The sequence below is a fragment of the Pontibacter deserti genome (assembly GCF_023630255.1).
Taxonomy (GTDB): domain Bacteria; phylum Bacteroidota; class Bacteroidia; order Cytophagales; family Hymenobacteraceae; genus Pontibacter; species Pontibacter deserti.
On record NZ_JALPRS010000006.1, the window covers coordinates 1 to 14,807 of the forward strand.

Annotated in this window: 9 protein-coding genes; 3 read left to right on the forward strand and 6 right to left on the reverse strand. The window is 43.4% G+C overall.

The annotated features are described in order from the left end of the window. Positions 1-478: 478 nt before the first annotated feature. The 6 genes from aspA to MJ612_RS18040 all read right to left on the reverse strand — a co-directional run bounded on the left by aspA (position 479) and on the right by MJ612_RS18040 (position 8,178). Entirely contained in the window at positions 479-1,888 is a 1,410-nt protein-coding gene (gene aspA, locus MJ612_RS18015) for an aspartate ammonia-lyase (RefSeq protein WP_187034109.1), read from the reverse strand. Between the two features lie 36 nt (positions 1,889-1,924). Further along, complete coding sequence (locus tag MJ612_RS18020) at positions 1,925-3,106, reverse strand: ribonuclease D (protein WP_187034108.1); 1,182 nt, start codon at positions 3,104-3,106, stop codon at positions 1,925-1,927. A 152-nt stretch (positions 3,107-3,258) separates the two neighbouring features. Further along, the gene (locus MJ612_RS18025; protein WP_187034107.1) at positions 3,259-3,486 is read right to left on the reverse strand and encodes a hypothetical protein; all 228 of its coding nucleotides are present in this window, start codon (positions 3,484-3,486) and stop codon (positions 3,259-3,261) included. Between the two features lie 257 nt (positions 3,487-3,743). Continuing rightward, positions 3,744-5,501 (reverse strand): M28 family metallopeptidase, encoded by a 1,758-nt coding sequence (locus MJ612_RS18030; RefSeq protein ID WP_187034106.1) that lies wholly within the window; start codon positions 5,499-5,501, stop codon positions 3,744-3,746. A 129-nt stretch (positions 5,502-5,630) separates the two neighbouring features. Then, positions 5,631-7,751 (reverse strand): T9SS type A sorting domain-containing protein, encoded by a 2,121-nt coding sequence (locus tag MJ612_RS18035; RefSeq protein ID WP_187034105.1) that lies wholly within the window; start codon positions 7,749-7,751, stop codon positions 5,631-5,633. A gap of 121 nt (positions 7,752-7,872) precedes the next feature. After that, on the reverse strand, positions 7,873-8,178 hold the full coding sequence (locus MJ612_RS18040) for a hypothetical protein (RefSeq protein ID WP_187034104.1): 306 nt from the start codon (positions 8,176-8,178) through the stop codon (positions 7,873-7,875). A 535-nt stretch (positions 8,179-8,713) separates the two neighbouring features. Between MJ612_RS18040 and MJ612_RS18045 the strand changes: the two genes are divergently transcribed. The 3 genes from MJ612_RS18045 to lpdA all read left to right on the forward strand — a co-directional run bounded on the left by MJ612_RS18045 (position 8,714) and on the right by lpdA (position 14,654). Next, positions 8,714-11,470, forward strand: a complete 2,757-nt coding sequence (locus tag MJ612_RS18045) for a 2-oxoglutarate dehydrogenase E1 component (protein ID WP_187034103.1) — start codon at positions 8,714-8,716, stop codon at positions 11,468-11,470. A 102-nt stretch (positions 11,471-11,572) separates the two neighbouring features. Continuing rightward, positions 11,573-13,144, forward strand: a complete 1,572-nt coding sequence (gene odhB, locus MJ612_RS18050; RefSeq protein WP_187034102.1) for a 2-oxoglutarate dehydrogenase complex dihydrolipoyllysine-residue succinyltransferase — start codon at positions 11,573-11,575, stop codon at positions 13,142-13,144. Between the two features lie 106 nt (positions 13,145-13,250). Then, positions 13,251-14,654 (forward strand): dihydrolipoyl dehydrogenase, encoded by a 1,404-nt coding sequence (lpdA, locus tag MJ612_RS18055; protein ID WP_187034101.1) that lies wholly within the window; start codon positions 13,251-13,253, stop codon positions 14,652-14,654. Positions 14,655-14,807: the final 153 nt, after the last annotated feature.

Below are 14,807 nucleotides of genomic sequence, written 5' to 3' on the forward strand. Positions count from 1 at the left end.
GCGCCGATGGTACTGGGGTCACACCCGGGAGAGTAGGTGGCCGCCAACCCTATCTTGCAACACCCCGCTTTAGCAATAGAGCGGGGTGTTTTGCGTTTAAAGCCTGTTCACTCTCGGCTCCAGGGCGGCCAGTGGTAGCGAGAGGATGGGGCGGCACCGATCATAGCGGGTATATGCTTATAGACGATAGGTAGCTGTCGTGATGATCAGCTAGAAAGATTTTAAAGACGAAGAAAGATGGACAGATGGGAAGGCATGGCTGGGGAGTGGGAGGTTTACTAAAACCGTAACCAGAAGTAGTGATAAGATACAGAGGATTCATAAATGTTACTTTATAATAGTTAAAAAAAGCCCCACCTGCCAAAACAGGTGGGGCTTTTAGCTTAATAAGTCACATGTCCTTTTATTATCACAACGGCTTAGGCTTATTATTAGGAACAAATAAATCCATAAAGACCCCTCCGAACCATCACAAGCTCTAATTGCTGATGAACTTAGGGTGCAGCAGGTTCTCGATCGAGAACACCTCGTCCCATTTAGACTGCGCAATCAGCCCCCGCTCCTGCACCGTAATCTGATGAACGGATTTACCGGTCAGTAGAGCTTCTTTAGCAATAGAAGAAACAGTTTCATAACCAAGTATAGGATTAAGTGAGGTAACTATACCAATGCTGTTCATTACCATATTTTTGCATATCTCCTCATTAGCTGTTATACCAACTATACACTTATCTGTAAGTGTATGGCAAGCATTGGTTATATAAGCTAAGGAAGTAAACAAGCTAAATGCTATTACCGGCTCCATTACATTTAATTGTAACTGACCTGCTTCGGCTGCCATTGTTATAGTTATGTCTGAACCTATTACATAATAAGCTGTCTGGTTTACTACTTCAGGTATAACAGGATTAACTTTACCAGGCATAATAGAAGACCCAGGTTGTAATCTAGGTAAATTGATTTCATTTAAACCTGCTCTAGGGCCTGATGATAGAAGACGAAGGTCATTGCATATCTTGGAAATCTTTACAGCACATCTTTTAAGTACCCCTGAAATCTGAACATAAGCACCAGTATCGCAAGTTGCTTCAATAAGGTCTTCAGCAAGAACAACTGGTATACCTGTAATATCACGAAGGTGCTTAGTTACAATTTCAGGATATCCTTCTGGTGCGTTAATAGAAGTACCTATTGCAGTAGCCCCCATGTTTATCTCACAAATTAATAACCGGGCTTCTTCTAATCGAAGGATGTCTTCCTTTATAGTGGTAGAGAATCCATGGAACTCTGCCCCTAATGTCATCGGAACAGCATCTTGTAATTGGGTTCTACCCATCTTAAGAACATCCTTGAACTCTTCGGCTTTTTGTGCAAATGCCAGCTGAAGCTTATTAAGAGCTTCAATGAAAATACCTATCTTAATATAAAGTGCTAATCTAAAAGCTGTAGGATAGGCATCGTTAGTTGATTGTGAGAAGTTTACGTGGTTGTTGGGGTGTAAATAGTCATAATCACCTTTTTTATGACCTAACAGCTCAAGCCCAATGTTAGCAATTACTTCATTTACATTCATGTTCACTGAAGTACCTGCACCGCCCTGGATCATGTCTGTCACAAACTGATCTATGTACTCCCCAAGTATAAGCTTATCACTTGCCTGGCATATAGCATCAGCAATGTTAGGCGCTAATACACCACACTCCTTGTTTGCCATAGCAGCGGCCTTTTTTACATATCCAAAAGCCTGGATAAGCAGAGGCTCTTTTGAAATAGGAATACCAGTAATATTAAAATTTTCTAGGGCTCTTAAAGTTTGAATACCATAATATACTTCGTTTGGTATATCTTTTTCACCTAAGAAATCATGTTCTTTTCTAAAAGTACTCATTATGTGTTGTATCAATATTATACTTACTTATAAAGATCAAGCCGCTGAACCTCCGGTTTCAGGCTGTGGTAATGCTATACCTAAAGATGCTGCTGTTTCTAGAACTATAGTTGTTGCATATTTCTTGGTGCAGCGCAACTTGCCTGTATAACTGTATTCATTAATAAGACTTTGATTTATAATGAGGCGGCCGGCAAACTCGCCATACTGCTTCACAATCTCAGCCTGTACCTTAGTTAGCTCTTCCTTGCGGCTTTCCGTTTCAGGAGTTCTGTAAGGGCGTCTAAACTGATTAGTAGGATAATCATGAGAAATTTGTTGCTCTACTGCAGCTTTCTTTACCTTCACAATAGCCTCTGACAATTTGCTCTCATACTTCGGACTTTTTAACCTGCCATGTATACCTTTCGTATGATTCAGCCACTCGTGTATATCTACATCAGGCTGCGACGCAAGTTCTACCAATGCATCGTTGGGTATAATGTAAGGCGCCGGTTTGTTTAAATTTTTGCCCAGATTTTCACGAAACTGATAAAGAGCCTTAAGTATAAACTGGTCGTAAAAAGTAAGCCTTGATGCATTACGAAGCCTTAAGTGAGGATTCTCAGATTCGGTGTATCGTAAGTTTTCTAAAAGTGCATTTTCTTCTGCAAGCCAATGCATACGGCCTACACGTTCAATCTCAGCTAACAATTTATCTTTTACCTGATGTAGGTAAACCACATCTATAGCTGCATATTGTAGTTGCTGCTCTGTTAAAGGCCTTTTATTCCAGTTACTGGACTGCTGTGATTTATCAATTTCAATTTCAAACTCTTCTTTCAACACCGTTGCCAGCGATGAGCGCTCATAGTTCAATATTTTAGCAGCAACATCTGTATCCATTACATTCCGGATCCGGCAACCCATTTTATCAAGAAGAAGGATATCGTTATTGGAGTGATGTATGATCTTAACGATAGCTTCGTTCTCCATTAAACTGAAGAAAGGTTGCAGGTCAGGTATTTCAAAAGGATCAATGATATAACAAACTCCGTTGCCTGCTGTAACTTGTATCAGGCACAGATTAAATCCATAAGTAAAACGATTCTGATCAAACTCCAGGTCAAGAGCTAGTTCCTGGCTTGCGCTCAAATCAGAGACTGCATTCCGCAACTCGTCTGTAGTGCTAACCAGTTTAATTGTAATGTTATTATTTGATAAGGTCGTGAATTCCATTCCCTAAATTTAACAAGTATTATACTTTGTGCACCACAAAAAGGGAATGTTTTAATAGGATTTCTGTATAGATATTCTCAATTTTTGATAAAACAAAAGTCTCTGCCTATTAAAGACAGAGACTTTTGGAAATTAAGATTATAAAATAATTATTACTGAACAGGAGGTTGTTCTTCCTGCATATCATCTGCTACACCATCATTAACAGTTGTATCCTGAACGGTAGTGGTGTCAGTTTCCATTTCCGTTTCAGTTTCAGTTTCCATATCGGATTCAACTTGCTCAGTAGTTTCTGTTTCTGTTGTATTTTCACCGCCGCCACATGCTGTAAAAGCTGCAAGAGCAAAAACAACAAAGGCTGATTTCCATATCTTTTTCATAAATAACATTATTAGTTAAACAACCAATTTTGTACATATTTATACGGAAGTGCTCAAGAAGTAACCCTAATTGCTATGTGAAATTGCCTTTTTTAAAGGCAATAGGCTTAAATCATAAGTAAACAACCATATTTTAATGACAGCGGTAAAATAATCTCGTAAATGGCTATATATTATTAGTAAGGCACCATATTTTAAGGTTTAAAATTAATTCCTGATTATTTATACTTCTTTTCAAGAGCCTACATTTAATTAAGTTACATTTCGACAGCCTGTGCTCTGGAAGTATCCTGCGGTTGAGAAATCATTTTATCACGCCGTTCTTTAAACTCAGATCCCTGCTTCCATTCTGGATAATCTGTTCCGTTAGCAATCCTGTAGCCTACTCTAAAAAACAACTGAAGATCTTCTACCGCACCATTCAGGTTCCAGTTGTTTCGGACCTCATCCGTTAATTTGTGGTAATCTTCGGCTGTATACTTATCCTGCCATTTCTGCACATAATCTGTTGGCTGTCCTTCTGCTTTCACTCCTGATTTAGCATACAGTGCAGGTACTCCCTGCTTTGCAAACTCAAAATGATCGGATCTATAGTAAGAGCCTTTTTCAGGACTTGTTTCAGGTACGATCTGGCGGTTCTGTGCTTTTGCTTCCTGGGCAAGTATATCTTCTAGTTCAGAGTTACCATATCCAACAACTATTACATCTTCTGTAGGGCCATAAGCATTCAGTACGTCCATATTAATATTTGCCAGTGTTGTATTGAGCGGGTATAACGGATGCTCAGCGTAGTATTTAGAACCTAATAAACCTTTCTCTTCTGCGGTTACAGCCAAGAAAAGTACAGATCGTTTAGGTTTGTTCTGAAGCTTGCTATAGGCTTCGGCAAGTTCTAATAGACCAGCTGTGCCTGTCGCGTTATCCAAAGCACCATTATAAATCTGATCGCCTTTTAAGTTAGGGTCTTTCCCTAGGTGGTCCCAATGAGCAGAATACACAATGTATTCGTTCTTCAATTTTGGATCGCTGCCTTCCAGCTTTGCTACCACATTATTGGATTTTATCTCGCGGAGCTTATTCTTGATATTAAAATTAGCTTTGGCACCAAGAGCTACAGGCCTGAAGTCTTTTTTAACAGCAGCTGCTTTAAGTTGCTCAAAATTTTTACCGGTGGCCGAAAAAAGCTCTTTCGCTTTATCGGTAGTTATCCAGGCTTCTACAGCAGCTTTGTCCATATTTTTATTTTTACTGCTAATGTCAAAGTTCTCACGGCTCCAACTTCCCGATACTACTTCATAAGGGTATCCAGCCGGATCGGTTTCGTGAATGATAATAGCGGCTGCAGCTCCTTTTTCTGCAGCAATCTCATACTTATAGGTCCAGCGGCCATAGTAGGTCATGGCTTTGCCCCCAAACATGGTACTGTCTAGTTTAGTAGCATCTGCGGCAGAAGGTACAGGCGGATCATTTATTAGCATGACTATAGTTTTGCCTTTTACATCCAGACCTTTGTAGTCATCCCATCCGTACTCAGGAGCAACTATACCATAGCCCACAAACACCATATCAGAGTTTTTAACATCTATAGTTGGCACAAACCTGCGCGATACGGCAACATAATCGTTCGGGAAGTTCAGGCTGATCTTTTTAGAACCAGCAGTGAAGGAAGCAGTAGGTTGGGCTGTAAAGCCAAACATTGGTACTTGCTGCACATAAGAGCCATTAGGATTACCTGGTTTAAGACCCATTTTCTTGAACTGCCGGGTCAGGTAATTTACCGTAGAATCTTCGCCTGCAGTGCCCGGACCCCGTCCTTCAAAAGCATCTGAGGCCAGCACTTTTGTATGGTTCAGGATGTCGGTGGTGTTTATACTTTTAAGGGCAGTAGCAAGATGGGTAGTATCTGAAACGGCAGCTGTTTCTGCTGATTCATCTTCGGCAACCTGGCGGGCATTCTCATTGCAACTAAAAGCTAAACCTCCCAGAAGTATAGCCATAATGATTGTGTTTCTCATAGTATAGCGATGTGTTGTTTCTAAAAAAAAGGTCAGGCTATATAGTATAAACTATAGCCTGACCATTTGTACGGTGTAAGGTAAATTAGGTGCAACCGTTTAATACAGATGGTGCAGCTATACTATAAATTACTGTTTCAGCAGCTTTGTTCTGTATACCTGCTCAGGAGTTTGTATAGTTAGGAAGTATAAACCGCTTGTTGCCAAATTACCGGTATTAAGTTTAAAATAACCTTCAGCTGTAATATCCTGCACTGATAAATTTTGACTTAAAACGGGCTTGCCATTTAAATCAGTCATGGTTACTTGTACAGTTGTGGCATCTGATGCAAACAGTACATAATCTTTAAACGGATTCGGTGATACCTGAAATGTAAAAGTAGCAGAAGCGGCATCTACCATATTAGTTCTGGAATAGCTGACCTCACCTGAGTAATCCAGCTGTTTCAGGCGGTAGTAGTTTATGCGATTACTAATAGGGTTATTGTGAGTAAAAGAATAACCCTGGGCTACTTTACTGTCTGGAGATTTGCTGGGCACAAAACCTATGGTGTTGTAAGTATAGCCATCTGCCGATACCTGTACTTCAAATCCTTTATTGTCTTGTTCCGATGCTGTCTTCCATTGTAAAGTTATAACGCGGTCCTGACGGTGGGCTTTAAACCATACCAGCTCAACAGGCATCGGCATTATAGGTGGGGCAAGTGTAAAAGTACCAAACCTGTTAGAGTTCGTATGGCGCATGGTATTTGTGCTTACTGCCGTACTCTGTACTGGCATCGCTTCCTGGTTCTGCCCTTTATTGTATAGTTTGTACTCATTCAATGGCTTTGATTTGAGTTCATTAGGCAAAAATGTCATCTCCATATTCATAGCAAGGGCGGTTATGTCATTTGTATCTGATCTGCTGATATTATACTGGCGTGTCACGCTTTCAGTACCATCGGTAATTGTGGTAGTTACACCTGTAAGGCGCTCTACAGTTATTACACCTGGATCCACGTTGTTTCTTGATAAGGTTAAGCCAATTTTACCAAAATCTTCGGTTATTGCCGGGGCCAGTGTGCGGCTGGTTTGCACGGTGCCTATAATATGGGCAGCATCTGTTTCAGGAGTAACTAACGCAGCATTGTTGCCGAGCCATAAAGTGTTTGTGCCAGTAACTAAATGGCTCTGAGTAACACTGATTCCGTTTGTTATAGTTATATCCTGCAGCATTTGTGCCTGCGCTGTTCCTGTAAACTGCAGGTTATAAAACGTATTGTTCCCGGAAATCTGCTGCAGTGTATTACCTTGTAAAACTATAGTTGAAGTACCTGCCTGCAAAGTGCCTGCATTGGCCCAGTCGCCTGAAACGTAGTATGTAGCAGCACCAGCAGATGTTGTTCCGGTGTTAACCATATCGCCCCCTATAGTTATACTTGTAGCCTGTGCAGTTTCAGAAGCAAGTGTTCCATTATTAAGTATATCTCCTGTTATACTATGGTTGTAGAGGCCTGCTCTTAGAGTTGTATTTGGCTCTACTTGCAGGTTACCGGAAACTGTAAAGGCCCCTGCAGCGGTTTTTGTGTTATTACCAGCTAACTGTAAATGATGGTAAGCAAGCGGAGCTATACTTTGCCCGCTTACAGTAGAGCCTGTGTATTTAACGGTACCAGTACCTTTCGTGAATATGCCTGTGCCACTGTAGGTGCCACCAATTTCAAGCACTGAGGTATTGAATACTAAATTGCCATCATTTGTTGTATTACCTGTTACGGCAATTTTGCCGGCTATATTTTCTACTACACTACCATTACCTATAGTTAGCGAAGTCACCGTTATTGTAGCTCCATTGTTTATTAGGCTGGTGTAGCGGCGGTCGTTTTTTGAGTTAAGGTGCAGTGTTGAAGCAGTTAACGATGCACCACTTGCCAGTACAAGCTCTGTTTTAGTAAAGTTCTTGTCGTTATTGGGTGGCGGAACCACTTCGATGCTGTTACAGCTTACAGAATTAGATATAGTTACCACATGGCCATCTAATAACTGCACCGAACTACTTGCCTGTGGTATTGTGCCGCCTGCCCAGGTTGATGCACTATTCCATGGTCCGGAAGCTGCAGACCTGATTACCTGTGCGCTGCATAGCTGTGAATACAAGAGCATGAGGCAGATTAATATTGTAAGGCCAATTAATGTTCTGACATCAGCATTTCTTTTCGAAGAAATTTTCTGCTCATCGGAAGTGTGGGGTACCAATTCGGTTTCCATTGTACATAATGATTAAGGTGAATTGAATCTTATGGCAATGAAATATCTCTCTGTATCTGACTGATTGAGGATATTTAGTGTAGTTGTATGAACTGAAAAGGGCTGTAAGTATAAAGTATAATTAAGCTCTGTAGTAAATGCGGCTCATGTTACTATCATATGGATCGTACTCAGGGCGTGTTTTAAAGAATCTTTTATCCGTTACTTTCAGATCTTTTATATCGTCCAGTAAGAAGCAATGCCACCCCACCCTATACTCGGGCAGGTCTTTTTTGTCAGCACTCCAACCGCACAAGCAATCTTGTTTTCTCTGGTTCTGGCCTATCAAGTGAGGCTCTACCAGATAAGTCTGGCCGCTATAAACAAACTGCACAAACAGCCTTGCCCCGATTGCTTTCGATACTTCTTCAAGCATAATATTGTTCATGGCTGATATCATTTAGAATACACTTACAGATAAGTATTTTCTTAAAGTACTTGAATAAAGCTACCTATACTATTTACTAACTAACAGGAAACATAACCTCAAAAAGTAACACCTGTTTCTGTGGCTATTTTATAGTTATATCTTGCTGAAAGGGTGCATTAAAAAGGAATAGGCTGATTTGATCTGTGATAAAAAATAGCAGAAAGTAACATTTTGCTATCAATTGCTAAGTGTAAATGCATTTAACAACCTGTAGTGCATAAAATGCTAACTATAAGCCCTTAGGAGGTTCTGGCAGGAGCTGTACAGGAAGTATAAAGTAGTTTTAACTATAAAGTAAAAATTATGCTTTGCTGGCACTGCTTAAACTTCATTACAAGTAAACAGGTAATACCTGTTGGTAAATGTCCAATATTAGCAAGTATAGTATTTCTGTATGTGGCTGTGTAATAGAAGTATTTGCTTATGCGAGTATACGTAATTTGATTTCTGAATAATACTTATAACTTTGCCTTTATACAAAGCAGTAATTCCTATGGATAAATATACTTACATCGCTAATGCGCACGGCGATTACATAGATGAGCTGTACAAAGCTTATCAGCAAGATCCTGAGTCGGTTGATTTTGGATGGCGCAAATTTTTTGAGGGTTTTGAGTTCTCATCTACTTATACAGAAAACGGACACGAAACTGCAGAAGGTACAGTAGCTGCGCCTGTTAAAGGTGCTGTTGTTGCCGGCGAGTCTGAAAAAGAAGTAGCTGTTCGTAACCTGATACATGCTTACCGCACACGTGGGCACCTGCGTGCTAAAACAAACCCGGTTCGTCCGCGCAAAGACCGCAGAGCACACCTTGATTTAGCTGACTTTGGCCTGTCTGAAAAAGACTTGGATACGGTTTTTAAAGTTGGTGAAATCATCGGTATTGGTCCGGCTACACTTCGCGACATTGAAGCTGCCCTGAAGAAAATATATGAAGGTTCTATCGGCTTTGAGTACATGTACATCCGCGATCCGGAAGTACTGGAGTGGTTCAAGCAGAAGGTAGAGCGTGAGTTCCTGAACTTTAACCCGGGAATCAACTATAAAAAGCGCATCCTTTCTAAGCTGAATGAGGCGGTGGTGTTCGAGAACTTCCTGCACACGAAGTTCTTAGGCCAGAAACGCTTCTCTCTGGAGGGTGGCGAAACAACTATACCTGCCCTTGATGCTGTAATTGATAAGGCTTCTGAGCTTGGCGTACAGGAAGTGGTAATAGGTATGGCGCACCGTGGCCGACTGAATGTGCTAGCAAACATCATGGGCAAAACCTATGAGCAGATCTTCTCTGAGTTTGAAGGTACAGCCGTTCCGGACCTGACAATGGGTGACGGTGACGTGAAATACCACATGGGATACTCATCTGAAGTGGTAACTCCGTCTGGTAACAAGGTAAACCTGAAGCTGGCACCAAACCCATCGCACTTAGAGGCGGTGAACCCGGTAGTAGAAGGCTTTGTGCGTGCCAAGATCGACTCGCTGTATGGCAAAGACGCGGATAAGATCTTACCTATACTTATACATGGTGATGCCGCTGTGGCAGGTCAAGGTATAGTTTATGAAGTAACGCAGATGGCAAACCTGGCGGGTTACAACACAGGTGGTACTATCCATTTCGTGATCAACAACCAGGTAGGTTTCACAACTGATTTCGAAGATGCCCGCTCAGCGATCTACTCAACAGATGTTGCCAAGATTATAGATGCGCCGGTGCTGCATGTAAACGGCGACGACCCGGAAGCGGTGGTATTTGCCATGCGTTTTGCAATGGAATATCGCCAGAAGGTGAACAATGATATCTTTATTGATATGGTGTGCTACCGTCGTCATGGCCACAACGAGTCTGATGAACCTAAGTTCACGCAGCCGCAACTATACAACCTTATCTCGAAGCATGCTAACCCACGCGAAGTATACAACAAGATGCTGATAGGTCGTGGTGAGGTAGATGCGGAACTGGCGCAGAACATGGATAAAGAATTCCGCCAGCTGCTACAAGATCGCCTGGATATGGTAAAGCAGAAGCCGTTGCCATACAACTACCAGGTAATGGAGAAAGAGTGGCAGGAACTGCGTCGTTCTAAGCCAGAAGATTTCAATCAGTCTCCGGTGACAGGTATTTCTGTAGAAGCTATTGAAGCAGTTGGTAAAGCGCTGACAAACCTGCCACAAGGTTTTAAGCCACTGAAGCAGATCGAGAAGCTTATAAAAGAGCGTAAAGACATGTTCTTTGAGACCAGACAGCTTAACTGGGCTGCTGGTGAGTTGCTAGCGTATGGCTCTATACTTTTAGATGGTAAGGTAGTTCGTTTCTCTGGCCAGGATGTGCAGCGTGGTACGTTCTCGCACCGCCATGCCGTATTGCACGATGCCGTAACAAGCGCACCTTACAACAACCTGAACTACATTGCGGATAATCAGGCATCGTTTGAGATCTATAACTCGCTGCTTTCAGAGTATGGTGTGTTAGGTTTTGAGTTCGGTTATGCGATGGCTAACCCGAATGCACTGGTAATCTGGGAAGCCCAGTTCGGTGACTTTGCTAACGGTGCACAGGTAATGATCGACCAGTTCATCTCTTCTACTGAATCGAAGTGGCAGCGTATGAACGGCTTGGTAATGTTGTTGCCGCACGGTTACGAAGGCCAGGGACCAGAGCACTCAAATGCTCGCCCTGAAAGATTCCTGCAGCTGGCAGCTGAGAACAACATGTTTGTTACTTACATTACAACTCCTGCTAACCTGTTCCACTTTATGCGTCGCCAGTTGGCATTGCCGTTCCGTAAGCCAGCTGTAAACATGTCGCCTAAATCGTTGCTGCGTCATCCGGCTGTAGTTTCTCCAATCGAAGAGTTTACATCAGGTGGTTTCAGAGAAGTGATCGGTGATAACTTTGCTGCGCCTAAATCAGTGAAGAAAGTGCTGCTTTGCTGGGGTAAAGTATACTTCGACCTGCTGGAAGAGCAGCAGAAGAATGGTAGAAATGATGTTGCCATTATCCGTATGGAGCAGCTGGCACCGTTCCCGAAAGTGCAGTTGGAGGCTGAGCTTAGCAAGTATAAAAATGCGAAAGTATACTGGGTACAGGAAGAGCCTGAGAACATGGGTGCCTGGACGTACATCCTGCGTATTATGCGTAACAGTGTAGCAGATGTAGTGGCTCGTAAACCAAGTGCATCTCCGGCAACCGGTTACCTGAAAGTTCATGCCAAAGAGCAGCAGGATCTGATCGCAAGAGCATTCTCAATTTAATATCAGAAGTATAGCTAACGGAACGAAATAGTTAATTTGATTTGAGCCGTTAGTTATACTTCATTCGTAATTCAAAATTCGTAATTCATAATTGATAAAAATATGAGCTTAGAAGTTAAAGTGCCTGCCGTAGGTGAGTCGATCACTGAGGTAACCATAGCCAAGTGGCTGAAAAATGACGGTGACCGTGTGGAGATGGATGAAGTGATTGCGGAGCTGGAATCTGACAAAGCTACATTCGAACTGCCAGCCGAAGCCGCAGGCATTTTACGCATAGTTGCACAGGAAGGCGATACTATTGAAGTTGGTGGCGTTATCTGCAATATTGAGCAGGATGGTGCTGCTGCATCAGCTCCTGCTCCTGTAAAAGAAGCTGCCGCTCCGGCACAAGCCGCTTCACCAGTACAACAAGCTGCACCGGCTACAGAAGTTGCCGGACAAGCAGTAGAGATGAAAGTACCAACCGTAGGCGAATCAATTACCGAAGTAACGATAGCTAACTGGCTGAAGAAAGATGGTGACTTTGTGCAAATGGACGAAGTTATTGCTGAGCTTGAGTCGGATAAGGCAACGTTTGAATTACCGGCAGAAGCTACAGGTACTTTACAAATTGTAGCACAGCAAGGCGACTCAGTAGAAATTGGTGGTTTGCTTTGCATTATTACGCCAGGTGCAACTGGTAATGTACAGGCAAATGCTGCAGCTAATGCCAAGCAGGAAGCTGCTACACAACAGGTAGCCGCACAGGCTGCTGCTGCGCCGTCAGGTGCTCAAACCTATGCATCAGGTACGCCATCTCCGGCTGCAGGTAAAATTCTGGCAGAACGCGGTATCAATGCTGCCGATGTACAGGGTACAGGTCGTGATGGCCGTATTACCAAAGAAGATGCAATGGGTGCTCAGGCAAGACCTGCTGCTCAGCCAGCGGCTCCGGCTGCCAAGCAAGAAGCTGCAGCCCCTGCCGCAACAGGTGAGCGTAACTCGCGTCGTGAGAAGATGAGCAACCTGCGCAAAACAGTTGCCCGTCGCCTTGTTCAGGTTAAAAATGAAACGGCTATGCTTACTACCTTCAACGAGGTGGATATGAAGCCGATCATGGACATCCGCGCCAAGTATAAAGATAAGTTTAAGGAGAAGCACGAAGTAGGCTTAGGCTTTATGTCCTTCTTCACGAAGGCTGTAACAGTTGCTTTACAAGAGTGGCCTGCGGTTAACGCCCAGATCGATGGAAACGAGATCGTGTACAACGACTTCTGCGACATCTCTATCGCTGTATCAGCACCTAAAGGTCTTGTAGTTCCGGTAATTCGTAATGCTGAGCAATTATCGCTGGATGGCATTGAGAAAGAAGTTATCCGTCTGGCTAAGAAAGCGCGTGAGAACAAGTTGAGCATTGAGGAGATGACTGGCGGTACATTCACAATCACAAATGGTGGTGTGTTTGGTTCTATGATGTCTACTCCGATCATCAACGCGCCGCAGTCGGCTATACTTGGTATGCACAACATCGTGCAGCGCCCGGTTGCCATTAATGGTCAGGTTGAGATCCGCCCAATGATGTACCTGGCACTTTCTTACGACCACCGCATCATCGATGGCCGTGAGTCGGTTAGCTTCCTGGTACGCGTGAAGGAGCTGCTGGAAGATCCGATGAGATTGCTTCTTGGTGTATAATTTCTTTAGATAAGGAGGGAGGGGTAAGCGAAGTAGTTTGCTCCTCCTTTTTTTGCTTAAAATCAAATACAAAAATGAGGGCAAAGCTCTCCCTAAAGTATAAAAGATGAAATACGATGTTACTGTTATCGGTTCTGGTCCTGGTGGGTATGTGGCAGCGATCCGTTGCGCGCAGCTGGGCCTGAAAACTGCTATCATAGAGAAATATAATGTGCTGGGTGGCACTTGCCTTAACGTAGGTTGTATCCCTTCAAAAGCATTGCTCGACTCATCTGAGCACTTCCATAACGCGGCGCACACGTTCAAAACGCATGGTATCGATTTAGAGAACCTGCAGGTGAACATGCAGCAGATGATCAAGCGTAAGGGCGAGGTGGTAAAGTCAAACAACGACGGTATTGCTTTCCTGATGAAGAAAAACAAGATCGATACTTACTATGGCCTGGGCTCTTTCGTGAACAAGAACACGATCAAGATTGCAGGTATAGATGGTAACGAGCAGCAGATTGAGACAGATAAAACGATCATCGCAACTGGTTCTAAGCCGGTGGCGTTGCCGTTCCTGCCACTAGACAAGAAGCGTATTATTACCTCTACTGAAGCCTTAACACTTACTGAAGTTCCGAAGCACATGATCGTGATAGGTGGTGGTGTAATTGGCTTGGAGCTGGGTTCTGTATATGCACGTCTGGGTGCTAAGGTAACCGTGGTGGAATATATGGATGCCATTATCCCGACGATGGACCGTGCCTTAGGTAAAGAACTGCAGCGTGTACTGAAGAAAACACTTGGCTTCGAGTTCTTCTTTAACCACAAAGTAACTGGAGCTACCAACGAAGGTGAAATTGTAAAAGTAACTGCCGAGAACCCTAAAGGCGAAACAGTTACTTTTGAAGGTGACTACGTGCTGGTATCTGTTGGTCGTAAGCCATACACAGAAGGCTTAGGCTTAGAGAATGCTGGTGTGCAGATGGGCGAGCGCGGCATGATTACCGTAAACGACCACCTGGAAACTAACGTGCCGGGCATTTATGCAATTGGTGACGTGGTGCGTGGCGCTATGCTTGCTCACAAAGCTGAAGAAGAAGGCGTGTTGGTAGCAGAGCAGATCGTAGGTCAGAAGCCGCACATCAACTATAATCTGATACCGGGTGTAGTTTATACCTGGCCGGAAGTGGCAGGTGTTGGTTACACAGAAGAGCAGCTGAAGGAGCAGGGCCGCGCTTACAAAGCTGGTTCATTCCCGTTCAAAGCGTCTGGCCGTGCCAAAGCGTCTATGGATACCGACGGTTTCGTGAAGGTATTGGCTGATGAAAATACAGATGAGATTCTGGGCGTGCACATGATCGGGCCACGTGCTGCGGATATGATCGCAGAAGCGGTTGTGGCAATGGAGTTCCGTGCTTCGGCAGAGGATATCTCGCGCATGAGCCACGCGCACCCAACTTATACCGAAGCCATGAAAGAGGCCTGCTTAGCAGCTACCGAAAACCGTGCGCTGCACATTTAAGCAAGTATAGAAGTATAAAGTATAAAAGCGCCACTCTGCAAAGAGTGGCGCTTTTATTTAATTCCGAATTATTTTTATCCTTCAGGCAACCCCGGCTATACTTCCTCCATCTATTAGGTCAAAGTCAGACAAAAACTATTTAACCTAAACAAC

Coding starts and splice junctions, on each gene's coding strand:
- aspA (WP_187034109.1), bottom strand. CDS start 1,888: ATGAGTACTTTTAGAAAAGAACATGATTTCTTAGGTGAAAAAGATATA.
- MJ612_RS18040 (WP_187034104.1), bottom strand. CDS start 8,178: ATGAACAATATTATGCTTGAAGAAGTATCGAAAGCAATCGGGGCAAGG.
- odhB (WP_187034102.1), top strand. CDS start 11,573: ATGAGCTTAGAAGTTAAAGTGCCTGCCGTAGGTGAGTCGATCACTGAG.
- MJ612_RS18035 (WP_187034105.1), bottom strand. CDS start 7,751: ATGGAAACCGAATTGGTACCCCACACTTCCGATGAGCAGAAAATTTCT.
- MJ612_RS18025 (WP_187034107.1), bottom strand. CDS start 3,486: ATGAAAAAGATATGGAAATCAGCCTTTGTTGTTTTTGCTCTTGCAGCT.
- MJ612_RS18045 (WP_187034103.1), top strand. CDS start 8,714: ATGGATAAATATACTTACATCGCTAATGCGCACGGCGATTACATAGAT.
- MJ612_RS18020 (WP_187034108.1), bottom strand. CDS start 3,106: ATGGAATTCACGACCTTATCAAATAATAACATTACAATTAAACTGGTT.
- lpdA (WP_187034101.1), top strand. CDS start 13,251: ATGAAATACGATGTTACTGTTATCGGTTCTGGTCCTGGTGGGTATGTG.
- MJ612_RS18030 (WP_187034106.1), bottom strand. CDS start 5,501: ATGAGAAACACAATCATTATGGCTATACTTCTGGGAGGTTTAGCTTTT.